The organism is Bacteroides faecalis, assembly GCF_003865075.1.
In the GTDB taxonomy this organism is placed as follows: domain Bacteria; phylum Bacteroidota; class Bacteroidia; order Bacteroidales; family Bacteroidaceae; genus Bacteroides; species Bacteroides faecalis.
The window spans coordinates 1-22,786 of sequence record NZ_BHWB01000016.1; the positions used below are offsets into that span (position 1 = coordinate 1).

At 38.4% G+C, this 22,786-nt stretch carries 21 protein-coding genes and 2 pseudogenes; 12 read left to right on the plus strand and 11 right to left on the minus strand.

Annotated features, from left to right (window positions below):
• Window positions 1–470 (plus strand): annotated as a pseudogene (locus tag EJF25_RS26665) (Crp/Fnr family transcriptional regulator); the annotation flags it as partial.
• A 912-nt stretch (window positions 471–1,382) separates the two neighbouring features.
• Window positions 1,383–2,666: an alpha-amylase family protein gene (locus tag EJF25_RS19470; RefSeq protein ID WP_125042339.1), complete on the plus strand. Its 1,284-nt coding sequence runs from the start codon at window positions 1,383–1,385 to the stop codon at window positions 2,664–2,666.
• 150 nt (window positions 2,667–2,816) lie between these two features.
• On the opposite strand, the gene EJF25_RS24960 is transcribed toward EJF25_RS19470, so the two are convergent.
• From EJF25_RS24960 to EJF25_RS19505, 9 genes are all read right to left on the minus strand, one after another.
• A complete protein-coding gene (locus tag EJF25_RS24960) occupies window positions 2,817–2,969 on the minus strand; it encodes a hypothetical protein (RefSeq protein ID WP_160119430.1) in 153 nt (50 codons plus the stop codon).
• 10 nt (window positions 2,970–2,979) lie between these two features.
• Window positions 2,980–4,191 carry a TIGR04150 pseudo-rSAM protein gene (locus EJF25_RS19475; RefSeq protein WP_125042340.1) on the minus strand — a complete coding sequence of 404 codons (1,212 nt, stop codon included), beginning with the start codon at window positions 4,189–4,191 and terminating at the stop codon, window positions 2,980–2,982.
• 5 nt (window positions 4,192–4,196) lie between these two features.
• Window positions 4,197–4,805 carry a hypothetical protein gene (locus tag EJF25_RS25880; protein ID WP_235016872.1) on the minus strand — a complete coding sequence of 203 codons (609 nt, stop codon included), beginning with the start codon at window positions 4,803–4,805 and terminating at the stop codon, window positions 4,197–4,199.
• 43 nt (window positions 4,806–4,848) lie between these two features.
• Complete coding sequence (locus tag EJF25_RS25885) at window positions 4,849–5,373, minus strand: radical SAM protein (protein WP_235016873.1); 525 nt, start codon at window positions 5,371–5,373, stop codon at window positions 4,849–4,851.
• A gap of 49 nt (window positions 5,374–5,422) precedes the next feature.
• Window positions 5,423–6,691, minus strand: a complete 1,269-nt coding sequence (locus EJF25_RS19485; RefSeq protein WP_235016875.1) for a DUF4934 domain-containing protein — start codon at window positions 6,689–6,691, stop codon at window positions 5,423–5,425.
• Between the two features lie 247 nt (window positions 6,692–6,938).
• Entirely contained in the window at window positions 6,939–8,141 is a 1,203-nt protein-coding gene (locus EJF25_RS19490) for a DUF4934 domain-containing protein (RefSeq protein ID WP_125042342.1), read from the minus strand.
• Window positions 8,142–8,255: 114 nt separating this feature from the next.
• Window positions 8,256–8,501 (minus strand): TIGR04149 family rSAM-modified RiPP, encoded by a 246-nt coding sequence (locus EJF25_RS19495; protein ID WP_125042343.1) that lies wholly within the window; start codon window positions 8,499–8,501, stop codon window positions 8,256–8,258.
• A gap of 80 nt (window positions 8,502–8,581) precedes the next feature.
• On the minus strand, window positions 8,582–10,654 hold the full coding sequence (locus EJF25_RS19500) for a glycosyltransferase (protein WP_125042344.1): 2,073 nt from the start codon (window positions 10,652–10,654) through the stop codon (window positions 8,582–8,584).
• Between the two features lie 24 nt (window positions 10,655–10,678).
• Window positions 10,679–11,311, minus strand: coding sequence for a lanthionine synthetase LanC family protein (locus EJF25_RS19505; RefSeq protein WP_125042345.1), 633 nt, complete (start codon window positions 11,309–11,311; stop codon window positions 10,679–10,681).
• A 342-nt stretch (window positions 11,312–11,653) separates the two neighbouring features.
• Here EJF25_RS19505 and EJF25_RS19510 point away from each other — a divergent pair.
• From EJF25_RS19510 to EJF25_RS19530, 5 genes and pseudogenes are all read left to right on the plus strand, one after another.
• Window positions 11,654–12,286: pseudogene (locus tag EJF25_RS19510) on the plus strand (cysteine peptidase family C39 domain-containing protein); the annotation flags it as partial.
• Between the two features lies 1 nt (window position 12,287).
• Window positions 12,288–12,569, plus strand: a complete 282-nt coding sequence (locus EJF25_RS19515; protein ID WP_125042346.1) for a beta-barrel domain-containing protein — start codon at window positions 12,288–12,290, stop codon at window positions 12,567–12,569.
• A gap of 497 nt (window positions 12,570–13,066) precedes the next feature.
• Window positions 13,067–13,666 (plus strand): HU family DNA-binding protein, encoded by a 600-nt coding sequence (locus tag EJF25_RS19520; protein WP_125042347.1) that lies wholly within the window; start codon window positions 13,067–13,069, stop codon window positions 13,664–13,666.
• Window positions 13,667–13,824: 158 nt separating this feature from the next.
• Window positions 13,825–14,298, plus strand: a complete 474-nt coding sequence (locus tag EJF25_RS19525) for an HU family DNA-binding protein (protein WP_125042348.1) — start codon at window positions 13,825–13,827, stop codon at window positions 14,296–14,298.
• A 128-nt stretch (window positions 14,299–14,426) separates the two neighbouring features.
• Window positions 14,427–14,678, plus strand: coding sequence for a DUF4248 domain-containing protein (locus EJF25_RS19530; protein ID WP_125042349.1), 252 nt, complete (start codon window positions 14,427–14,429; stop codon window positions 14,676–14,678).
• Between the two features lie 35 nt (window positions 14,679–14,713).
• On the opposite strand, the gene EJF25_RS19535 is transcribed toward EJF25_RS19530, so the two are convergent.
• Entirely contained in the window at window positions 14,714–16,066 is a 1,353-nt protein-coding gene (locus tag EJF25_RS19535; protein WP_125042350.1) for an MATE family efflux transporter, read from the minus strand.
• Window positions 16,067–16,171: 105 nt separating this feature from the next.
• Between EJF25_RS19535 and lysS the strand changes: the two genes are divergently transcribed.
• The 3 genes from lysS (at window position 16,172) to EJF25_RS19550 (ending at window position 20,364) form a co-directional block, all read left to right on the plus strand.
• The gene (lysS, locus tag EJF25_RS19540; protein WP_077153242.1) at window positions 16,172–17,902 is read left to right on the plus strand and encodes a lysine--tRNA ligase; all 1,731 of its coding nucleotides are present in this window, start codon (window positions 16,172–16,174) and stop codon (window positions 17,900–17,902) included.
• Window positions 17,903–17,992: 90 nt separating this feature from the next.
• Window positions 17,993–18,988 (plus strand): NAD(P)H-dependent glycerol-3-phosphate dehydrogenase, encoded by a 996-nt coding sequence (locus tag EJF25_RS19545; RefSeq protein WP_025074476.1) that lies wholly within the window; start codon window positions 17,993–17,995, stop codon window positions 18,986–18,988.
• 38 nt (window positions 18,989–19,026) lie between these two features.
• A complete protein-coding gene (locus tag EJF25_RS19550; protein ID WP_125042351.1) occupies window positions 19,027–20,364 on the plus strand; it encodes a glucose-6-phosphate isomerase in 1,338 nt (445 codons plus the stop codon).
• A 104-nt stretch (window positions 20,365–20,468) separates the two neighbouring features.
• Here EJF25_RS19550 and EJF25_RS19555 read toward each other — a convergent pair whose 3' ends face one another.
• On the minus strand, window positions 20,469–20,972 hold the full coding sequence (locus EJF25_RS19555) for a DUF5035 domain-containing protein (RefSeq protein WP_125042352.1): 504 nt from the start codon (window positions 20,970–20,972) through the stop codon (window positions 20,469–20,471).
• A gap of 196 nt (window positions 20,973–21,168) precedes the next feature.
• Between EJF25_RS19555 and EJF25_RS19560 the strand changes: the two genes are divergently transcribed.
• The gene (locus EJF25_RS19560; protein ID WP_125042353.1) at window positions 21,169–21,969 is read left to right on the plus strand and encodes a hypothetical protein; all 801 of its coding nucleotides are present in this window, start codon (window positions 21,169–21,171) and stop codon (window positions 21,967–21,969) included.
• A 31-nt stretch (window positions 21,970–22,000) separates the two neighbouring features.
• A complete protein-coding gene (locus tag EJF25_RS19565) occupies window positions 22,001–22,675 on the plus strand; it encodes an inorganic diphosphatase (protein WP_125042354.1) in 675 nt (224 codons plus the stop codon).
• Window positions 22,676–22,786: the final 111 nt, after the last annotated feature.

Here is a 22,786-nt window from a genome sequence, read left to right on the forward strand (position 1 = left end):
AAATTGATTGTACGGGAAGGTACGAAGAATAGTAATCTTTATTTAATAAAGAAAGGATCTGGCGAGGATATTATCATAACGACGGAGTAGACACAACAATATGGTTTGCCCTCTGAAGGAGAAGCACTTTCTCCGTTTGGGGATACGTAGATAATGCCTATTCATTAATCAAATATTGAAGCTATGTGTGACAGTACAAGCTTATTGCGTTTTTGCGCTCATCGCTGAATAATTTGTTTTCTTCTCTTCCATCGAGCTGGCAAACTTGGGACCTTAATTTGATTGAACCCAATTTCTCTGGACAAGAAAAACTGGCTGATCAGTGCAGGAGAGTCCACGAGCAAAAGAACGTTATATCTCACACTGATAAAGAAACTCCGGAATTATTGCAATATGTACCTTTAAAATATAGTTGCATCTTACTATGGATAACTCCTCAATCACTAAGCAGGATACGGGCATCTTTGTAAACAGCTTTTTCCCACTATAGGCACACCTAAATTAGATCTAAATAATCACTTCTTAAATTGAATACGACTATGAGTAAATTTCCCATTCCCTTCACCAATTTCAGATTATTTAAAATCAGTCTGACTACTGTTAATATTTTCCATCTTACATTCAAGGAGCAAATAAGAAAATCAAAAGTAATCCTGGGAATCTCTTCACCAGTCCCCTCCACTCATACTATAGATTATAGTTACAAAGGACAAAATATACTGAAAGGCCCTACGTAAAAGCAAAAGTAAACACAACAAGATCAGAAGCTGTGATTTTCAAAACCATAGAAATCCAGTAAGAGAAAATTAGGCGATAAGGTGGAAAAGGAAGAAATCCACAATCATCTACAGCTGACGGTCCTTTATCCAATATCAAGATAGAACAATTACTATTTCTACCCAGACATGAATATTTTCTTACGGAAGCCAGGCCTCCGCTCTGCACACGAAAGATAGCAATAATTATATAGCTCCTCCCGTATATACCTCGGAGAAAAACTCTTTTTTACCACAGGACTCCACCAATAGAGTATTGTCGTGGCCATATGACAATGACGCTTTCGTAAGTTACTTATCCACTCCATTAAAAGAGGAAGGTATTCTCCTTTGAAGCAACCGCGATATTCAATGGAATCAGCAGAAATGGATTAGTGATCGGTATTCGTAGAACATGATACTTGGAAAACAGGTATCCGTTATCAAAGGAGAAAATAACCGATACATTACATCATCTTGAATGTTTTGGAGGGGTGACTCATGAACTAAACCCGTGATATTAGCGATCGACCGGACCGTCCTTCTAAAGAACATGGAAGTGTTCGGGGAACAAGACTGAAATCACCCAAAATATTTGTAGGCTATTTCAATGACTGGCGAAAAGGAATGGAAGAATTCGGAGAAATGAATGCAACAATTACTCCTCCCCGTCAATGGAATTCGGGAACTCCTTTCGGATGGAACAGTTGGGCCGCCATGGCTACAAAGGTAAATTACCAGGGAGCTGTTGATGTTGCCGATTTCATCAAACAAGAGTTACAACCCAATAGTTTTGAGAATGACAATACCGTTTATATCGGACTGGATTCTTTCTGGGATAATTTCAATGAAGAACAATTAATAGCTTTTGCCCGACATTGCAAAGAGAATGGTCAGAAAGCCGGGATCTATTGGTGTCCTTTTTCCGACTGGTTTGGTAATGCGGATGGTTTCGTAGAAGGAACCGACCAACAATGGAAATACAAAGACATCTACCTGTATGCAAATGGAAAGCCTCGTAAAATAGAATCATTGGCAGTAGATCCTACCCATCCGGGAACGAAGTTACGGATGAAGCATTACATAGAGAAATTTAAAAGATGGGGATATACCTATATAAAACTAGATTTTATCAATAATGGAACTTTAGAAGCCGATTCATTCTATAATCCCGATGTTACTACGGGTACGCAAGCATACAATGAAGGGATGAAATACTTATCTGAATTATGTGGAAATGATATGTTCATGGCTCTATCCATTGCTCCAGTTTTCCCCGCTCAATACGGAAATTCCCGTAGAATCAGTTGCGACACTTGGGGAGCGATGAGCGAGCAAGGTTGGGGAACTACAAACTACATGCTCAATAGCCTGTCTTTCGGCTGGTGGCTTGATCGTGTATACACGTTTAACGATGCAGATCATATTCTATTATACAAACCGGAAGAAGCCGAGAATTATAAAGAAGGAGCCAATCGTGCAAGAATTACTTCTGCCGTCATCACCGGAATATACATGTTAGGAGATAATTTCAGTTCCAAAGGCTTAATACCAGGAAATGAAGAAGCCCGAAGAAAAGCAGAATCCTTGGTCACTAACAAAGAGATTAACGAGATTGTCCGATTGGGAAAATCCTTTTATCCAGTAGAAGGATATATGGCACAAAGTCCGGAAAAAGCTGAAAGCATGTATATGATGCAAACCGACAATTATACTTATATCGCCATTTTCAATTTCGACATAACCACTGCAAAGGAAGGTTGTTTGGACATGAGAAGAATCGGATACTCCCCAAATAAACACATTGAAGGAAAAGAATTATGGACCTCTGCTCCTGTTATTTCTAATCATAAAGGTCTTCAGTATTCTGTTCCGCCACAGGATGTGAGAGTTTATCAAATCAAAAAATAAAATACTTTTTTTGAGAGCTCATTTTAATTAGTAGTAATTCTGGGCATGCCTGAAGGCTGTCCGGAATTACTACCATAAGATCATTGTAACTGTCCCAACTGTCCTTCACCCTGACCTTAAGCAAGAGTTCGCTACGGTTCAATCCACCTGTTATTCAGCAATAGCTACCTGCTTGTTTAAAATATTATATTCAGGACGAGCAGTAATATCAGAGAGTGTAGCTTTTGTTCCTTTTTTTATCTCCGGAAATTCAAATGACAGCATAATGACTGAAAAGAGCACCCGATTGTCTTCCATACTCATACAACAAATATTATTTTTTAATCTTTGTACAAAGATTCGGTTTACCAATCACCCGTTCATAATTAGAAGGCGATGGACACAACCACTGATAGACACACTCTTGGCAGGGTTCTTCATTGCGAATATGTAACCATGCGTTCCCTTCTGTCAATTCCCGATACACTAGATCATGAGGGGAATCGTCAATCATACCTATCGATTTATCGTTCAGATTAGCATACACCTTACCATCCGGTTCTATATACAGCTTACCAAAGTCAGCAATATTGAGTGTCTGACGTATAAAGATGTCCCGCTTTGACAAAGCGATTTCTGCCAATTCCTCCACATCCATATATAGATTCTCCTCAAAAAATGAGCGATTGTCGCCTTTGAATGCGGGAATTAACTCTGCATGCTCCAGACCATAAGTCTCCACGATCTCTGTTGCATTTTCGTATGTCTGTATGGAAGTGACAATCAAGGTAAACTGTAAGCCAGTACTCCATTCACTCGCATCAAGCAGCGTTTTTAAGGCTACATAATCCTTCACCAGTATTCGGATTGCCTGCCTATCTGCCCATTCTTTCACTTGTGGTAAGGCATACAACACATCTTCAACAGTGACATAAAGCATTACCGGACAGATCGTCTGTAACGCCTCCACCTCTTCTGACAACTGAGGAATAGAGAACAGATTGCCCACCAACGAGATTTCCGAAAGATACGGCGACTGCCGGGCATTCTGAGCAAATTGCACGATCCGCATCCAGTCTGCAACAGTTTCAGTTGTCGACGGATATACTAATTGCCTATGCAGCCATTCGTCTCCGAACGGACTCCCATTCAGATAAAACACCATGTTGTGTAAGTTCTTTATCACACTCCCATCAGTGCCTTGCCGATGTAACCACTCATAATACTGCACTCCGTCTTGCAATTTCAGTACAGGTTTCAGTGACACAGGGCGATTGTTAACACCATCATTCTCCACCAGTTTACCGCATTCCTTGTCTACCACTTGTCGAATCCACTCGTTCACCTCCGGTTGTCGCAACGTCTCTTCCGTTAACTCCACCCGATACAGGTTGTCGATATCATTTACCCACTCCGCCAATAACCGCAATGCTCCCACATTCTTAAAAGAGACTTGTGCGTGACTGACTGCATGATACAGCAGTCCTTCCTCTCCTTTCAACCACATAAAGGTATTCGGAGACAAAACCAACCAATATTTCTTCATTGTATTTATCCTCTTACAGATACTTCTTTTAATATTCTTCTATAAAGTTCCGGATGCTGATCTAAATAGGCTAAGCTACGTGCATCCGCTTGCTCTATCTGTCTATCCGAACAATAACTGCGACATTGGCTTGTCGCCTCGTGTATGTCATCTATCTGGTAAACACATTGAACACAAGCCTTACGGTGACCACAACTTTTACACTGACGCATATACCGAGACACATAATCGTTATGCTGTTGTGCAGCCTTTTCTAAATCCAGTTCCACATCACTATCGGTTACCTGCCCTAAAGCAAATTCATGATTAATACGTTCACACTGCAAAATCTTACCTTTCACCGTTACAAACATTTTTTTGGAGAAAGGTGTACAAGTTCCAGATGTGATTTCGCCTGACTGATTAATTGGAAAAAGTAATTCATTATATGAAATGAACACATTATCTGACCTTTGATAAATATAATCCAGTAATTGTCTCGTTTCCGGATTCCGAATAAATAGTTCATTTTTAAAAGCTTCACAGTTGGATGCCTCTTGAATACTTTCTGCATAATTCCGATAAGTCTGAAAGAAGTTTTCTAATTTATCTTTACGAATCCCTGATCCATTCAAGGGAGAAATGATAGGTTCCTTTCCAAATGTACCTTTTATGAAACTATAAATTAAACATCACATATTCCTTAAAATACTCAGGATATCTCTCTCGCAAAAGACAGACATTAGAATACACACGATCAAATGAATTATATCCAGCTGCATCTACCCGATACCCTTGTCCCTCTTTATTTCCGTCTAAGCTAATCAAAAGATTGAATTTTTTCTCTACTAAAAAATCCATATATTTATCTAACAATATTGCATTAGTCGTCATATTATAACGAAATACTTTACCCACAGGTTTTAAACTTTCAATATACGCAATCACCTCCTGAATAAAAGAAACATTGAGCAAAGGCTCTCCGCCATAAAAACCGACTATAATAGGCTGAGCTATATTTTCACATTGGTTTTTACTCCACAATGAATAAAGATAATCTATAATCAATTTAGCCCTTTGAAAAGGAAACTTCAGATTCTCACGTTCATCATACCCTTCATACAAATCTGCATAACCACAATATTTGCAACGAAGATTACACATATCTGTTACCTCAAAAACCAACTGAAATAAATTATTCAAGTTGTACCTGATATTATCTGCTGAAACTCTCATATATATAAATTTAAAATTATTGTTTAAACTTAGCAATCATCATCACCGAGTTCGCTTCTTCATCCAAATTTTCTGCAATCTTTTTCAGCTCCCCTTTCAAAGTACCTTGTTCAAGAAGCCATTTCAAATAACCGGCAGTAAAAAGACTCACAAACATATTATCCGGTATCTCTGAAACATCATATGAATCAATTTTTAATTTTGATGTTTTATCAGATATATATAGCGTTGCCTCACATATTTCTTGTGTTTCCCTGTCACAAAATAAGAAATGATTAGGATGCTCGACCAAGGTTTTGCGAGCATAATCCACCTCCTTCTTTTGAACTTCCAACAACAGATAACGGTCACTGTAAAATATAACCGAATGTAAATCCACCAGATTTTCCTCCATATCTCTATTCTTGAAAACCGTCACCGGAGTTAGTACATCATTCACAAAATGATATACCGTATCCAACGAAGGGTCCGCAATAATAAAACCATCTTTTGTCTTTAACATAGGATTCATATAAAGTGAGGTTAACATACTCTCACCTGTTTTCTCATCACGAAACTTTACATCATCAGAAATACGCTTTTTTATCGTAATAGGAACCGGACTCATAGCTCCAGTCTGTTTATCAATAAAATAATAGGGATTTTCTTCAACGACATCGCTTTTCCCATCAAAATTCCCATGCCATGACCATTTACTATATCCAATCAAATTCTTATCATCATAAACATACAAATGCCTAAGCCACACCTGTTTTGACAATTTTATTCTTCGTTTAAAATTTCCAGAAAAATCATATACCAATATGCGAGAAAAAAAGAATCTATCATAAACATACAACTCCTGTTGAGTATAATCAACAATGAATAAACTTAATCTATTATATTCTTCTCCACTTTGACCGCAACAACGCTTAAAACCGCCCAAGTAACTTCCTTTTTTATTGAAGAAAAAGAGTTTTGATTGGAAATAATCACCCGTAATTATTGTATCAGTGGACAGACTCATTTCAAAGCTAGGATGAATCACTGAACTGTCATTGGTTTCCAACGGAATATAAGTAATTTCCGCTATATCATTCAATACAATATCTTTCTTAGGATATTCCTTCTTGACATCTATCTCTATCAACCCATTGGATAATGCATGAGTAGAAGAACCAGTGCATGAGAATAATAGCATCAAAAAAATAATTCCTAATATACTTATATTTATTGATCTATACATATTTTTTTTCGTCATCTCAGCTTGGCTGAAATTTTGCAACAAAATTTTACTTAACTTCATAAACAATAAAATTTAAATTAATAATTTAGATTAATCGCACAGCTTATCCGTTCGATATTATTATAAAAGAAAATACAATAATGCTTCTAAAACAGCCAGCGACTCAACCTCATGCACATTGTCGATAATATATTCCTTCCTTAAAATATTCAAGGTACCTCTACTGTAAAAGACATATATTAAGATACACATGATCAACGAACTATGTCCATCACTGCTGAAAACTTTCATATATATAAATTTAAAATTATTGTTTAAACTTAGCAATCATCATCACCGAGTTCGCTTCTTCATCCAAATTTTCTGCAATCTTTTTCAGCTCCCCTTTCAAAGTACCTTGTTCAAGAAGCCATTTCAAATAACCGGCAGTAAAAAGACTCACAAACATATTATCCGGTATCTCTGAAACATCATATGAATCAATTTTTAATTTTGATGTTTTATCAGATATATATAGCGTTGCCTCACATATTTCTTGTGTTTCCCTGTCACAAAATAAGAAATGATTAGGATGCTCGACCAAGGTTTTGCGAGCATAATCCACCTCCTTCTTTTGAACTTCCAACAACAGATAACGGTCACTGTAAAATATAACCGAATGTAAATCCACCAGATTTTCCTCCATATCTCTATTCTTGAAAACCGTCACCGGAGTTAGTACATCATTCACAAAATGATATACCGTATCCAACGAAGGGTCCGCAATAATAAAACCATCTTTTGTCTTTAACATAGGATTCATATAAAGTGAGGTTAACATACTCTCACCTGTTTTCTCATCACGAAACTTTACATCATCAGAAATACGCTTTTTTATCGTAATAGGAACCGGACTCATAACTCCAGTCTGTTTATCAATAAAATAATAGGGATTTTCTTCGACGACATCGCTTTTCCCATCAAATTTTCCATGCCATGACCATTTACTGTACCCTATCAAGTTCTTATCATCATAAACATATAAATGTCTAAGCCACACTTGTTTTGGCAATTTTATTCTCCGTTTAAAATTTCCTGAGAAATCATATAATATGTAAGAAAGAAAGAAATCATCATAAACATACAACTCCTGTTGAGTATAATCAACAGTGAATAGATTTAGACTATGATATTCTGTTCCACTTTGCCCACAGCAACGTTTAAAACCTCCTAAATAATCTCCTTTCTTATTGAAGAAAAAGAGTTTTGATTGGAAATAATCACCCGTAATTATTGTATCAGTGGACAGACTTATTTCAAAGCTAGGATGAATCACTGAACTGTCATTGGTTTCCAACGGAATATAAGTAATTTCCGCTATATCATTCAATACAATATCTTTCTTAGGATATTCCTTTTTGACATCTATCTCTATCAACTCATTGGATAATGAATGAGTAGAAGGGCCAGTGCATGAGAGTAATAACAAGAGAATAATTCCTAATATACTTACGTTTATTGATCTATACATATTTACTTGCTTTTAGACTATGGGGGTATGAATCTACATACCCCCATAGACGAAATTAAATCCTCCCTAAACATTTAACTACAAACATGCTACATTAGGGATAATTACCAACAATTAATAAGAGTAACCTGTAGCCTTGTTACTTCGTCCTATCACACCTACTTCATCAAAATCCAGTCCAATCATATTGGTCCCTGTATAATCATAATAATTACTGCCTGAGACAACATAACCTGTGCACGCACAAGTACCTGCACAAGGACAAAGCTTGTCACTTCCTCCTCCACGAATCTGGCTCTGTTCTTTCTTCGTCATCTCAGCTTGGCTGAGATTTTGCAACGAAATCTTGTTTAATTTCATAAATAATAAAATTTAAATTAATAATTAGAATTAACCGTACAACTCATCTGCACGGTATTATAAAAGAAAATATAATAACCTTATAAAGCATTGACACTGTGATAAACCGTTCCTATACGTTCTTGAAAATCCTCCAACGAGTAACAGTTGAGCATTCGTTCTCTACCAACTTCCAAGTTACCGAGGGAATATTTTCCGGACAACAATGCCTCTAAAGCAGCCTGTAACGACTCTACCTTATGCATATTATCGAAACGAAACATTGCTCCGAATGCTCCGTCTGCCACAATCTCTCGCAACCCGGTAGTCTGATGCACCAATACCGGGAGTTTATTCATCATCATCTCTATCGCTACATAACCAAACTCCTCATGAATAGAAGGTACAATACCAAACTCGGCAATAGCATAAAGTTCAAACAGTTGTTTTTTAGGAATGAAGCCGGTAAATGTCACCTGCGACCAGAAAGGATTAGCTTTCTCCAAACAGCCCATGATGTTTCCGCTACCTGCCACAATGAGTCTGAACTGTGGGAACAAGTTGCAGATCTTTCCGAAAGCCTCCACAAGCTCCGTCACCCCTTTCACAGGTGCGAGCCGACCGGCAGAAATAATCAACCGTTCCTGCTTGCCAAAGCCATATTTTGTACGCAATGCATCCCGTTCCTCGTGGCTACGCTCAACATAAGTATCCTGTAAGCCGTTGGGGATAAAGGCTATTTGTGTTTCCGGAATTCCATATAGTTCCCGCAGCATTTTGTAAGAATGACGGGCGATGGCAATGATCTTATCACAACAATCGGTCATGAATTTTTTCTCTGCCTCAAATTGGCTAACAATTAGTTTTTGACACTGTGTCTTCGGCTCCGCCAAGATCTGATCCATCTTTTGCCGGTCGCCCAACAGACTGAAACTCCACTCCGTATAGTGTAAGGTAAACAATATTTTAGCCTGAATTTTTTCTCGAAACAGCATTGCCAGTTCATAATGATTAGTGAAATTGAAATGGCAATACACCGCCCGTTCAGTTGGAATGCGCGAAGCTATATAATAGAATACGTTTCGAAGATACTGCTTTTCTTTACTCTTTGTCCATCCGGTTTGAAATTCATAAGGAGTAGGTATGTCATAAGTGGCAATACCATTTTCGTATCTCCACTTTACATTCTGTTGCTGATGAGCATAGAGAATAACCACATGGACATCCCACATATCACGATCAAAACAGTTTGCAAGTTGATTAACATATGTTCCCACTCCATATTGGTTTGCCGTACTTTCACCTGAGATGATCCACAAACAATGACGGGTGGAGACAGCTAATGCCTGCTCATAGACTCGCTGTGACCGCCTTTGTAAATCGTCAACAAGCGAATGGTAAGCTCGTTTCACCTCTTCTTCTACCAACTGCTCGTCGATAAACAACCCCAATTGCCCGGCAATAAGGTATAGTGATGCCGCCCGTTCGCGAAAACGCTCCGTCACATGCATCATCGAAGCATCGTGCAAACGATAGAAATAAAAATCGCCCGGATAGTATGCCACTTGTTCGGCAGCATAAAAAGCATAGGGAGTGAAAAATTCATCGTCGTGAGTAGTTCCTTCAAAATGTAATCCATGTTCTTCGATCAGCGAACAACGATACAAACTGCTGTAAGTCATCGGAATATATTCTCCGTTCTCTATCAGCCGACAGAAACACTCTTTGCCGCTGTATACCTCAGTCTGAGTGGGAAATGTATGCGAACGGTCGCCCATCCGGTAAGAGGTGCCATCTTCATTGCAATAACGTATACTACCAATTACCATATCCGCATGACAAGTTTCCGCTCGATGGTAAAGTTGTTCAAATGCATCAGGTGCCACTGTATCGTCACTGTCTAAGATCCCGACATAAACGCCCTTTGCCGCTTCTAGCAAAGCGTTTCGAGTAGGTGAAACACCCTGGTGAGGTAAATGTAATAATCGGATACGAGCATCAATTGCCGCATGACGTTCGATATGTTGCAACGTGGCATCAGTAGAACCATCATCTGCCACAATAATCTCGACCTCTTTCAATGTCTGCTGCCGAACAGAGATCAAACATTCATCGATGTAGGCTTCCGCATTATAAGCGGGTATCAAGATACTGACTTTTATTGTTTTATTCATGGTGTTCTTCAGGTTAATAATTTATCACATATTTTGATGTGTTTCAAGTAAAAGTATGCCATGTTTCCAACTGTAGACTTCGGTTGTGGCGGCTGCCTGCTGCCACCAGTCAACCACTCGTTTCCACACCGTCTCCGGTATATAATCTTCCGATTGCCAATCGACACCTGTTCTTTGGCACGCATTCTTCAGATCTTCCAAATAATCGGTATCGAAAGGTAGTTTATCCGACTCCCTTCCCGGAGAATCGAGACGAGCTCGTACGTAAGACACGATTCCTTCCAATCCGTGTTCAAACGAAGTATCTGTCGTACGTCTCAAGTCGCGCTCCATTATTTTGGCGTCTATCTCTTCCAGAATTTCGTCAGTGTCTCCCTCTATAAATCCCTGTCGCCCCATATACTCCACTGCCCATCCGATACCACAAAGACCATCGGCAAAATCGACAGCTAGATCAAAAGGCAGATGCATACAAATATCCTCCAGTAATTCTCCAGCAAAATCTTCATAGAAACGATTATGAAGAAAACGTGAACAATGAAAGAAAAAGAGGGAAAGTCCCATTCTTCCATTCAACAGGCTTTGATTGGTACCAAAACTTCCATATAATATTTGGTTGTCTATGATTCCTTTCAATTTTTCAGGCAATGTTTTCATTAATATTGATATTATTGTTACTTATTGCAATATTAAAGTAAATTATTCAGAAATAAAAATTATTTTTAAAATTAACTAATTTTAATAATCCATCATTTGCTAAAACTGGTTTATTATAAATTCAATATAAAATTATATTATTTATAGATTGCTTCATATATAAAGTTCACATCAATGATATGTTTCATCTGAAAGAATCTCTACAATCAAACTCATGCAAAAACAAAGAATAATTTGTCAAAAATGATAGAATTTATTTTTTATTCAAAGAACACGTCCAGTATTTCAAATAAACACTTATTTTTGTTCCCAATTAAATAATCAACAATTCTAATATTCAATATGAAGCACATCAATATTTTTTCAAATTATTTACAATTTAACACCATAAACTGTGGTCCTACCTGCTTGCGGATGATAGCTAAATACTACGGAAAGACATTTTCGATTGAAACTTTACGTGCCCGTTCGTTCATTACACGCGAAGGGGTATCGATGCTATGTATCGGCGATGCTGCCGAATCAATCGGATTCCGTACATCCGGTGTACGAATCTCTTTAAAGCAACTTTTGGAGGATGTCCCGTTACCCTGCATACTGCATTGGAACCAAAACCACTTTGTGGTCTGTTACAAGATACGAAAAAAAAGGAAGGATATCGATTTTACATTGCCGACCCCGCTTCGCAATTGGTAACCTACTCTCAAAAGGAATTCGAGAAATGTTGGTTTTCGACAAAAGAGGGAGGAGAAGAAAAAAGAACGACTCTCGCCCTTATGCCTACACCGGAGTTTGAAACACACTTTCCTTACACAGTCACTAGTAGATATGGGCATCCGCGACGGTAACCTGAACTTTATCACTCTAATCTTAATTGCCCAATTGGTGGTATCAGTCTCACAGCTATCGGTCGGATTTATCCGGAACTGGATTGTACTACACATGAATACTCGCATTAATATTTCGCTCGTTACCTATGGATGGCATTGGAAAAGTAAAAATCGGACAACGTGCCATCATCCGATTACCTGCTTTTCCCGAACAGGAATTTGGTTTCATAGAAGGGAAAGTTATCTCCATATCACCTGTTCCAGACTCGAAAGGAAGGTATATCCTTAAAATATCAATGCCACGAGGATTGATTACCAATTACGGAAAAGAGTTGCCATTGATCAAAACAATATCGGGCACTGCTTCCATTGTTACAAAGGAAAAAACGTTATTGAGGAAAATGCTGAATTTTAAGAATACTGAATAATTCGGCCTTTATTAAGCAATAGGCAATAACTCTTTCATCAACTGAATTGGCAATTATTATCATCTTGAATATAAAGGTTAATAAATTGGCACACCATGATGTACGACTGGGATGAGAATTTAACTAGGATTTCCAAAATAATACCACTTTCTGTACATAGGGTTCGCTGAATTAATCAACGGTTCAAAACCTCACAATAGACAAGTACAGCAAGATTCAGATGCGCTTTGACCACTCTTATGATAAATAGTGCATATGTCAAGATCTACCTTGCGGATCTTGTTACAATTATGAGAAGATTCTCATAAATTGTTACAATCATTAAAGCACTCCTTCACTAGGTAAATTATCTACTTTTGTTGCAGAAGTTGTTTCGTTCCATAGTTATGGAACGAAACAGCAACAGATGTGGAACTAAAGGAAAACAACTGTGGAACGAAAAGGAGACAGCTGTGGAACGAACCACCATTAACTAAAAAAACAATAAACTATAGCATATGAGTGCAATATATGACCTTTTTGATACTCCCAATCCTAACAAAGACGAGAAACAACCGCTACATGCCCGTATTGTCTCCAAAGGAACTGTAGACAAAGAAGAGTTTTTGGACCGCGTCCATAAATTTACAGGTATCAGCCGCAGTTTACTAACCGGTGCAATGGAAGCCTTTTCCAACGAGGCACGTGACTTACTAGCTGAAGGATGGACAGTAGAGATCGGTAACTTCGGTTTCCTTTCTACCTCATTGCAATGTCCTCCCATCAACGATAAAAAAGAAGTCCGTTCCACTTCCATCAAAATGAAAAACATTCATCTTCGTGCGAGTCGTTCATTCAAAAAAGAAGTAAGTGACAAAATGAGATTGCAACGAGGAGAATCTCCTATACGCCCAAAGAAAAACAGTATCTCACGTGAAACCTGTCTAACACGCCTTAATCTATATTTGGCAACTCATTTATTCATCAGCCGGACAGACTACTGCCTTATGACGGGAAGAAATAAAAAAGTCGCCATCATAGAACTGAATTCATTCATTACAGAAGGAATTATCCGACGAGAAGGAGTAGAAAAATTAAGTGTATATATAAAGGTATAAATTATCTCACTATGAATCAACGCTTTAGAAAATCATAAATTTGTTATCGTTCAATGAACGTCATTAAAGCACCTCTCCTGTAACCGACTGTTATATCTTTGCATCGTGATCACAAAGAGATATGTTAATTAAAAGTATTCATCTAAAAAAACAAGATTATGTCATTAAAATACGTTATTAAAAAAAGAACATTCGGTTTTGATAAAACTAAAACCGAAAAGTATGTAGCTCAAAATGTGATCACCAATACGGTGGATTTTAAAACCCTGTGCGATGAAATCACAAAAATAGGATTAGTCCCCAGTGGGGCAGTCAAATTCGTGCTCGATGCGCTCATTGATACCTTGAACATGAATCTGAATAAAGGAATATCCGTTCAGCTGGGCGATTTCGGTTGTTTCCGTCCTGGAATGAATTGCGATAGTCAGGATACCGCAAAAGAGGTGGATAGCGATACCATTCGCAGGGTAAGAATCGTTTTCACTCCGGGATATAAATTCAAAGATATGTTGAATAAAGTCAGTATTCAAAAGTTGGTAACTTCTAATGACGGAACTTTGATCCCTGAAGAACCTGATCCAATGCCTAATCCGGGGGATGACAACGGAGAATCTCCTGACCCGACTCTGTAATCAATCTGCTATGGAAAAACAGTATCTATCTTCGGATGGATACTGTTTCCAAAGTATATCGTCAAACACTTGACAACACCTTAAAAATGTTGTATCTTTATTGTCTATTAACTTAAACAAAAATCAATATGAATTCAGCAATTTATGAATATGAGGAAGAAGAAAAACCGTTTATTATCAAAACTTATAAGAAAAAAGAATTAGCCTGTCTTTACAATCCGAACATTACTCCCCGTTGCGCAATCAGAATGTTTACCAAGTGGATCAAAATGAACAATGAATTATACACCCAACTCATAGCAACCGGTTACAATACTCGTACACGTACCTTTAACCCTCTGCAAGTCAAAATCATAACTAATATTCTGGACATTCCTTAGGAATGCCCGGAATATTTATCACAATATTATTAGATTTATTCTGTCGCTTTCTTGAATTGACGAAATTGCCACCAAAGCATTGTAGCAGCAATCAAACTCGCTATCAAATCGGAAATAGGCATACTCATCCAAACACCTTCCTGCCCATAGAAATGTGGTAGAATCAATAAACAAGGAATCAGAATAAGAACCTGACGAGAAATAGAGAGGAAAATAGCCTTACTTGCCATACCTATACTCTGAAAGAAATTGGAAGTAACCATCTGAAAGCCGACAATAGGAAAGAACATCACCACAATACGTAATCCTTTGGAAGAAATCCGAACCAGTTCTTCATCCGTCGTAAATATTGAAACCGCCAGATCGGGGATTAGCATACCCATCAGGAAACCAATAGTCGTGACAGCCGTTGCTGCATATATGGTAATTTTCAACACTTGAGTCACACGAGTGTATCGTTGGGCACCAAAATTATATCCTGCGATTGGTTGCATTCCCTGATTCAATCCCATTACAATCATAACAAACAGAAAAACAAGACGATTAACTATCCCAAAAGCTCCGATAGCCAAGTCTCCTCCATATTGTTTCAGTCCTTTATTGATAAGAATAACGATAAAACAGGCAGCCAGATTCATTAAAAAAGGAGCCATACCTATCGCCAAAGAATCAAATACAATTTTCTTTTTCAACCGAAAGATCCCCCGATGAAAATGCAATAGCTCTTCTTTATTACTGAATAACTTAAACTGCCAGATTAATGCAATCACCTGCGCTGCAATAGTTGCAATAGCTGCCCCTTGTATTCCCCAACCGAAACCATAAATAAAAATAGGATCGAGAATGGTATTAATGACTACTGTAGCAATCGTCGCATACATTGCCTGCTGCGGATGGCCGGCAGAACGCAATACAGCATTTAATCCCAGATAAAGATGTGTGACTACGTTACCAAGTAATATCACCACCATATAATCGCGTGCATATCCAACAGTAGCCTCGCTTCCACCAAAGAAATAAAGAATCGGATCTAGGAAGATAAGAGCCAGTATGGTAAATGCCAATCCTATAATAATATTCAAAACTAACACATTTCCTAACACCCGTTGGGCAGTGTCATAATCTTTCTGCCCCAGTTTCACCGAAACCAATGTGGCTGCTCCTACCCCTACCAATGAACCGAAAGCTGCGGCAAGATTCATTAGCGGAAAGGTTAAAGCCAATCCGGAAATAGCCATTGCTCCCACACCATGCCCAATGAAAATACTATCTACCATGTTATAAAGAGAAGACGCCGTCATAGCGATAATTGCCGGAATGGCATACTGCATTAAAAGCTTTCCAATCTTTTCTGTACCCAGCGCAGTGGGTGTCTTTTGTCCTGTCATACCTATTACTTTGAAGTTGCAAAGATACAAAAAAGAGACAGATTACAGGATATATAAGAAAAGTTTCGTATTTTTGCCTCCAAAATTGAGTTAATACGTAACGAAATGAATATATTAGAACTAAGTGAACAGGAAATCATTCGACGTAATAGTTTGAATGAACTTCGTGCAATGGGAGTTGAGCCCTACCCTGCTGCAGAGTATGTAACCAATGCTTTCTCTACAGACATAAAATCTGAATTCAAAGACGAAGAAGAACCGCGCCAGGTTTCTGTAGCGGGTCGTATTATGAGCCGTCGTGTGATGGGTAAAGCTTCGTTCATCGAATTACAGGATTCTAAAGGACGTATCCAGGTGTATATCACACGTGACGATATCTGTCCGGGAGAAGATAAGGAAATGTACAACTCGGTGTTCAAACGCCTGCTCGACTTAGGTGACTTTATCGGTATCGAAGGTTTTGTGTTCCGCACACAAATGGGTGAGATCAGTATCCATGCAAAGAAACTGACAGTTCTTGCCAAGTCCATCAAACCGCTACCGATTGTAAAATACAAAGACGGAGTTGCTTACGACTCTTTCGAGGATCCGGAACTCCGCTACCGCCAACGTTATGTTGATCTGATCGTTAATGATGGCATTAAAGAAACATTCGAAAAACGTGCTACTGTAGTGAAAACGATACGTAAAGCGTTAGATGAAGCAGGCTATACGGAAGTAGAAACTCCTATTCTACAATCTATTGCCGGTGGAGCAAGTGCACGTCCGTTTATCACTCACCATAATTCATTAGATGTAGACCTTTATCTGCGTATTGCAACTGAACTTTACCTGAAACGCCTCATCGTAGGGGGCTTTGAAGGTGTATATGAAATAGGAAAGAATTTCCGTAACGAAGGTATGGACAAGAACCATAATCCGGAATTTACTTGTATGGAACTTTACGTACAGTATAAGGACTATAACTGGATGATGGATTTCACAGAAAAACTGTTGGAACGTATTTGTATTGCTGTGAACGGAAGTACGGAAAGCGTTATCGATGGAAAGACAATCAATTTTAAAGCTCCATATCGCCGCCTTCCTATCTTGGATGCAATTAAAGAAAAAACCGGATATGACCTGAATGGCAAAAACGAAGAAGAGATCCGTCAGATCTGTAAGGAACTTAAGATGGAAGAGATTGACGAGACCATGGGTAAGGGTAAACTGATTGATGAAATCTTTGGTGAATTCTGTGAAGGAACTTATATCCAACCTACTTTCATTACCGATTATCCTGTTGAAATGTCTCCATTGACTAAGATGCACCGTTCTAAACCGGGACTGACCGAACGTTTCGAACTTATGGTGAATGGTAAAGAACTTGCAAATGCTTATTCTGAGTTAAATGATCCGCTCGATCAGGAAGAACGCTTCAAAGAGCAGATGCGTCTGGCAGACAAGGGAGATGACGAAGCTATGATTATTGACCAGGATTTCTTACGTGCTTTGCAATATGGTATGCCTCCGACATCAGGTATCGGTATAGGTATTGACCGTTTGGTTATGTTAATGACCGGACAGACTACTATTCAGGAAGTATTGTTCTTCCCGCAAATGCGTCCGGAGAAAGTAGTAAAGAAAGATTCTGCCGCTAAATATATGGAACTGGGTATCGCAGAAGACTGGGTTCAGGTTATCCAGAAAGCCGGTTACAATACAGTAGAAGACATGAAAGATGTTAATCCACAAAAGCTACATCAAGACATTTGCGGTATCAATAAAAAGTACAAACTAGAATTGACCAATCCAACCGTGAATGAAGTAACCGAATGGATTAATAAACTTAAATAAATTGAGTATGAAGAATTGAGAATGAAGAATCGCTCCGGTTTTTCATTCACAATTCTTCATTCTTCATTCTTAAATTCTTAATTCATAGAAATGAAACTACCCGGTAAGATAGCGATAATGGGCGGAGGAAGCTGGGCTACAGCAATCGCAAAGATGTGTCTGGCTCAGGAAGATTCTATTAATTGGTATATGCGACGAGATGACCGCATTGCTGATTTTAAGAGATTGGGACACAATCCGGCCTATCTGACAGGTGTGAAGTTTGACATGAAGCGTATCAATTTCAGTTCTAATATCAATGATATTGTAAAGGAATCGGATACGCTGATTTTCGTCACCCCCTCTCCTTATCTGAAAGCGCATCTGAAAAAGTTGAAGACGAAGATCAAGGACAAATTCATTATCACCGCTATCAAAGGAATCGTACCCGATGACAACGTAATCGTATCGGAATACTTCACTAAGGAATATGGTGTACCACCAGAAAATATTGCTGTATTGGCAGGACCATGCCATGCGGAAGAGGTAGCACTTGAACGCCTTTCTTATCTAACTATTGCTTGCCCGGATAAAGACAAGGCCCGTATTTTCGGTCGCCGTCTGGGAAGCAGTTTCATCAAGACTTCTGTAAGCGACGACGTAGCAGGAATAGAATACAGTTCGGTTTTGAAAAACGTATATGCGATTGCTGCCGGTATTTGTAGCGGTTTGAAATACGGAGATAACTTTCAGGCAGTATTAATATCAAATGCCATTCAGGAAATGAATCGTTTCCTAAATACCGTTCATCCATTGAACAGAAATGTAGACGACTCTGTTTATCTGGGAGATTTGCTGGTAACGGGGTATTCTAACTTTAGCCGCAACCGGACGTTCGGTTCTATGATCGGCAAAGGATATTCCGTAAAAAGTGCGCAAATTGAAATGGAAATGATTGCAGAAGGTTACTACGGTACAAAGTGTATCAAGGAGATCAACAAACATCATCATGTCAATATGCCGATTCTGGACGCTGTTTATAATATTTTGTATGAACGAATCTCACCAATGATCGAGATAAAATTGCTAACGGATTCTTTTAGATGACAATAATAAGTAGTAGTCACTACTAAATAAATATAACTATGATTAGCTTGAATATTGAAAAAACTTTTGGATTTATCTCCAAAGAAAAGGTTTTCGCCTACGAAGCTGAGGTAAAAGCCGCACAAGAAATGTTGGAAAAAGGAACAGGAAAAGGAAATGACTTTTTAGGATGGCTGCATCTTCCTTCTTCTATCAGCAAAGAACATCTGGCTGACTTGAAAGCTACAGCACAAGTATTGAAAGATAATTGTGAAGTAGTAATTGTTGCCGGTATTGGCGGTAGTTATTTGGGTGCACGTGCCGTAATCGAAGCATTGTCTAACAGCTTCACTTGGTTACAGGAAAAGAAAACGGCTCCTATCATGATTTATGCCGGACACAACATCAGCGAAGATTATCTGTTTGAACTTACTGAATATCTGAAAGATAAGAAATTCGGTGTTATCAATATCTCTAAATCAGGTACTACTACCGAAACTGCACTCGCTTTCCGTCTGCTGAAAAAACAATGCGAAGACCAACGCGGTAAAGAGACTGCCAAGAAAGTTATCGTAGCTATCACCGATGCTAAGAAAGGTGCTGCACGTGTTACTGCCGACAAAGAAGGTTATAAGACTTTCATTATCCCCGACAACGTGGGCGGACGCTTCTCTGTATTGACTCCGGTTGGTTTGTTGCCAATCGCAGTTGCCGGATTCGACATTGAAAAATTGGTTGCCGGTGCTGCTGAAATGGAAAAAGCTTGTGGTTCTGACGTTCCGTTTGCTAAGAATCCTGCTGCAATTTATGCTGCAACTCGTAACGAACTGTACAAGAGCGGTAAGAAGATTGAAATCTTAGTAAACTTCTGCCCGAAGCTTCACTATGTAAGCGAATGGTGGAAACAGTTGTACGGAGAATCTGAAGGTAAAGATAACAAAGGTATTTTCCCTGCATCTGTAGATTTCTCTACGGACCTTCACTCTATGGGACAATGGATTCAGGAAGGTGAACGTACGATTTTCGAAACTGTAATCTCCGTAGAAAAGGTAGATCATAAATTGGAAGTACCTTTTGATGAAGCAAATCTGGACGGTCTGAATTTCCTTGCCGGAAAACGGGTAGACGAAGTAAACAAGATGGCAGAACTGGGAACTCAGTTGGCTCACGTAGATGGTGGTGTACCTAATATGCGCATCGTTCTTCCTGAATTGAGTGAATACAATATTGGTGAATTGCTGTACTTCTTCGAAAAGGCTTGCGGTATCAGCGGTTATCTATTGGAAGTAAATCCATTCAACCAACCGGGTGTTGAAGCATACAAAAAGAATATGTTTGCATTACTCAACAAACCAGGATACGAGGAAGAATCAAAAGCGATTCAGGCAAAACTGTAATCTAACAGTAAACCTATAAACACAATGAACGGTGAACATCATGCAGTCCGCATAGTTGTTCACCGTTCATCATTTATAATTTATCAGACGTTTTTAAAAACTGATTATTCGTCTTTTTTATCTTCTTTTATTTTCAGACCAATTATTTCCTGAGCACCCTCACACTCCGCTTTTGACGACAGATAAAAAGTTATTTGTACATCTCCGTTAGATTCGACCTTCTCAACAGTGGCCTGTACCAGTACATTTGTTTTGGTTACTCCGTCTTTAAAACGTAACTGCCCCTTTTCTGCATCGGTCAGATTTCCCTCTGTAGAAACTTCTGTTTTTTTATAATGAAGTTCCGTCTTTACTTCAGCATCATTCTGAAGTTTAAAACTTTTAAGTTCAGCTCCGTTGCCATCCAATGACAGGAATGCTTCGATTTTATCACCTACTTTTAAAGCAGGAATTTCATCCATTCGGTTTGCATAGTCTTCTTTCGTTGTTTCTTCTGCCTTCGGATCTACATTTATATACAGCTTTTGAATTTCGATAACAGGACTTTCTCCACTATCAGAGCAAGCGTAAAAAAACAATGGCAACAGAAATAATGCTTTCTTCTTCATGCTATTGAAAGGTTTTTATTAGGCTACAAAAATACATATAATCTTCAAAACGGCAAATAATCACATAAATTATCCTCCAAGCCCCTTACTCGCAGTACTCTTATTGCTCTCTTCTACCCGATCTTTCATTTTTTATGTCTATCTTTGCTACACTTATCTTTGCTTCAAAAAATGCTTAACTCTAATTAATAGAACTATGCGGAATTTACTAAAGAGATCCAATAGAGTAATGTTATTCTTCAGTTTATCACTGCTGATTATGATAACGACCAGTTGCCAAGATGTCAAATTAAAAGTGGCAATTGAAAGTGCAAACAAACAATGTCCTATGGAAATGGGTGAGTTTGGTAAAACTACTAGTATTGTATATGATGGTCAAAACGTAGTATACACTTTCAATGTAGACGAAGTATACACCAATATCAAAACATTGAAAGAGCATCCGGAAAACCTGAAATCATCTATGACTATCATGTTCCAAAATCCGACAAAAGATGTAAAAGCATTGCTGGATCTTGTTATTAAATGTAATGCCGGACTAAAAATGATATATATAGGCAAAGACTCAGGTGATAAGGTGGAATGTGAACTTACAACAGAAGAGTTGAAAGAAATTCTTAATACTGATATCAGTTCATCACAAAGCGACTTGACAAAACTGGAAACACAAATAGAAATGGCGAACTTACAGTTTCCGTTAAAAGCGAGTGAAGAGATTACAATTGAAAAAATGCTGCTTAGTAATGAATCGGTTATCTATTTATGTCGTGTTGATGAAGATGTGTATGATATCAATTTAATAGAAGAAAACTATGACGCAGTGAAGCAAGGTATCATAGAAGAGTTATCAAGCCAATCTCAACCTACGCAACTATTCATAAAGTATTGTACCAATTGCAATAGAAATATAGTTTATAGATATATCGGCAACCACGATACTCAATATGATGTGGTTGTCACTGTACCCGAACTGAAAGAAATATTGAAAAACAAATAAATATTACCAGATTTTCATCTAATCAGAAATTATGAAAAAAAAGATAAAAGCCGTCCTATTCGATATGGATGGCGTACTTTTTAATTCCATGCCTTACCACTCCGAAGCTTGGCATCAGGTAATGAAATCACATGGTCTCAATCTCAGTCGCGAAGAGGCATATATGCATGAAGGACGAACAGGTGCCGCTACGGTAAACATTGTATTTCAGCGCGAACTGGGAAGAGAAGCTTCCCAAGAGGAGATAGAAAAAATATATAAAGAAAAGAGTATTCTGTTCAATACTCACCCAGAAGCAGAACGTATGCCTGGCGCATGGGAATTGCTGAAAAAAATCAAAAGTGAAGGGCTAATCACAATGGTAGTAACAGGCTCCGGCCAGCTTTCATTACTTGAGAGATTGGAACATAACTTTCCGGGAATGTTTCATAAAGAGTTAATGGTGACAGCATTTGATGTAAAATACGGGAAGCCTGATCCAGAGCCCTATTTGATGGCTCTAAAGAAGGGAGGTATAAAAGCCAGCGAAGCTGTTGTTGTAGAAAATGCACCTTTGGGAGTGGAAGCCGGACACAAAGCTGGAATCTTCACTATCGCAGTAAATACCGGTCCTCTGGATGGACAAATCTTGCTGGATTCGGGAGCTGATTTATTATTACCATCTATGCAAGCTCTTTGCGATACCTGGGATAATCTGGATTTATAAATAACGCAGAAACTTTTAGAGTAGACTATTCAACCTTGACCAACAAATAAGTCTTCCCGATAGATACTATCCAATGTAAACTATATGTAATGGTCGTTTATTTAACATTGA

What these genes read in the sequence shown, in the direction of transcription:
- EJF25_RS19470 (WP_125042339.1), top strand. Translation starts at nt 1,383, where the DNA reads ATGGAAGAATTCGGAGAAATGAATGCAACAATTACTCCTCCCCGTCAA.
- EJF25_RS24960 (WP_160119430.1), bottom strand. Translation starts at nt 2,969, where the DNA reads ATGAGTATGGAAGACAATCGGGTGCTCTTTTCAGTCATTATGCTGTCA.
- EJF25_RS19475 (WP_125042340.1), bottom strand. Translation starts at nt 4,191, where the DNA reads ATGAAGAAATATTGGTTGGTTTTGTCTCCGAATACCTTTATGTGGTTG.
- EJF25_RS19485 (WP_235016875.1), bottom strand. Translation starts at nt 6,691, where the DNA reads ATGAAGTTAAGTAAAATTTTGTTGCAAAATTTCAGCCAAGCTGAGATG.
- EJF25_RS19490 (WP_125042342.1), bottom strand. Translation starts at nt 8,141, where the DNA reads ATGTATAGATCAATAAACGTAAGTATATTAGGAATTATTCTCTTGTTA.
- EJF25_RS19495 (WP_125042343.1), bottom strand. Translation starts at nt 8,501, where the DNA reads ATGAAATTAAACAAGATTTCGTTGCAAAATCTCAGCCAAGCTGAGATG.
- EJF25_RS19500 (WP_125042344.1), bottom strand. Translation starts at nt 10,654, where the DNA reads ATGAATAAAACAATAAAAGTCAGTATCTTGATACCCGCTTATAATGCG.
- EJF25_RS19505 (WP_125042345.1), bottom strand. Translation starts at nt 11,311, where the DNA reads ATGAAAACATTGCCTGAAAAATTGAAAGGAATCATAGACAACCAAATA.
- EJF25_RS19515 (WP_125042346.1), top strand. Translation starts at nt 12,288, where the DNA reads ATGGATGGCATTGGAAAAGTAAAAATCGGACAACGTGCCATCATCCGA.
- EJF25_RS19520 (WP_125042347.1), top strand. Translation starts at nt 13,067, where the DNA reads ATGAGTGCAATATATGACCTTTTTGATACTCCCAATCCTAACAAAGAC.
- EJF25_RS19525 (WP_125042348.1), top strand. Translation starts at nt 13,825, where the DNA reads ATGTCATTAAAATACGTTATTAAAAAAAGAACATTCGGTTTTGATAAA.
- EJF25_RS19530 (WP_125042349.1), top strand. Translation starts at nt 14,427, where the DNA reads ATGAATTCAGCAATTTATGAATATGAGGAAGAAGAAAAACCGTTTATT.
- EJF25_RS19535 (WP_125042350.1), bottom strand. Translation starts at nt 16,066, where the DNA reads ATGACAGGACAAAAGACACCCACTGCGCTGGGTACAGAAAAGATTGGA.
- lysS (WP_077153242.1), top strand. Translation starts at nt 16,172, where the DNA reads ATGAATATATTAGAACTAAGTGAACAGGAAATCATTCGACGTAATAGT.
- EJF25_RS19545 (WP_025074476.1), top strand. Translation starts at nt 17,993, where the DNA reads ATGAAACTACCCGGTAAGATAGCGATAATGGGCGGAGGAAGCTGGGCT.
- EJF25_RS19550 (WP_125042351.1), top strand. Translation starts at nt 19,027, where the DNA reads ATGATTAGCTTGAATATTGAAAAAACTTTTGGATTTATCTCCAAAGAA.
- EJF25_RS19555 (WP_125042352.1), bottom strand. Translation starts at nt 20,972, where the DNA reads ATGAAGAAGAAAGCATTATTTCTGTTGCCATTGTTTTTTTACGCTTGC.
- EJF25_RS19560 (WP_125042353.1), top strand. Translation starts at nt 21,169, where the DNA reads ATGCGGAATTTACTAAAGAGATCCAATAGAGTAATGTTATTCTTCAGT.
- EJF25_RS19565 (WP_125042354.1), top strand. Translation starts at nt 22,001, where the DNA reads ATGAAAAAAAAGATAAAAGCCGTCCTATTCGATATGGATGGCGTACTT.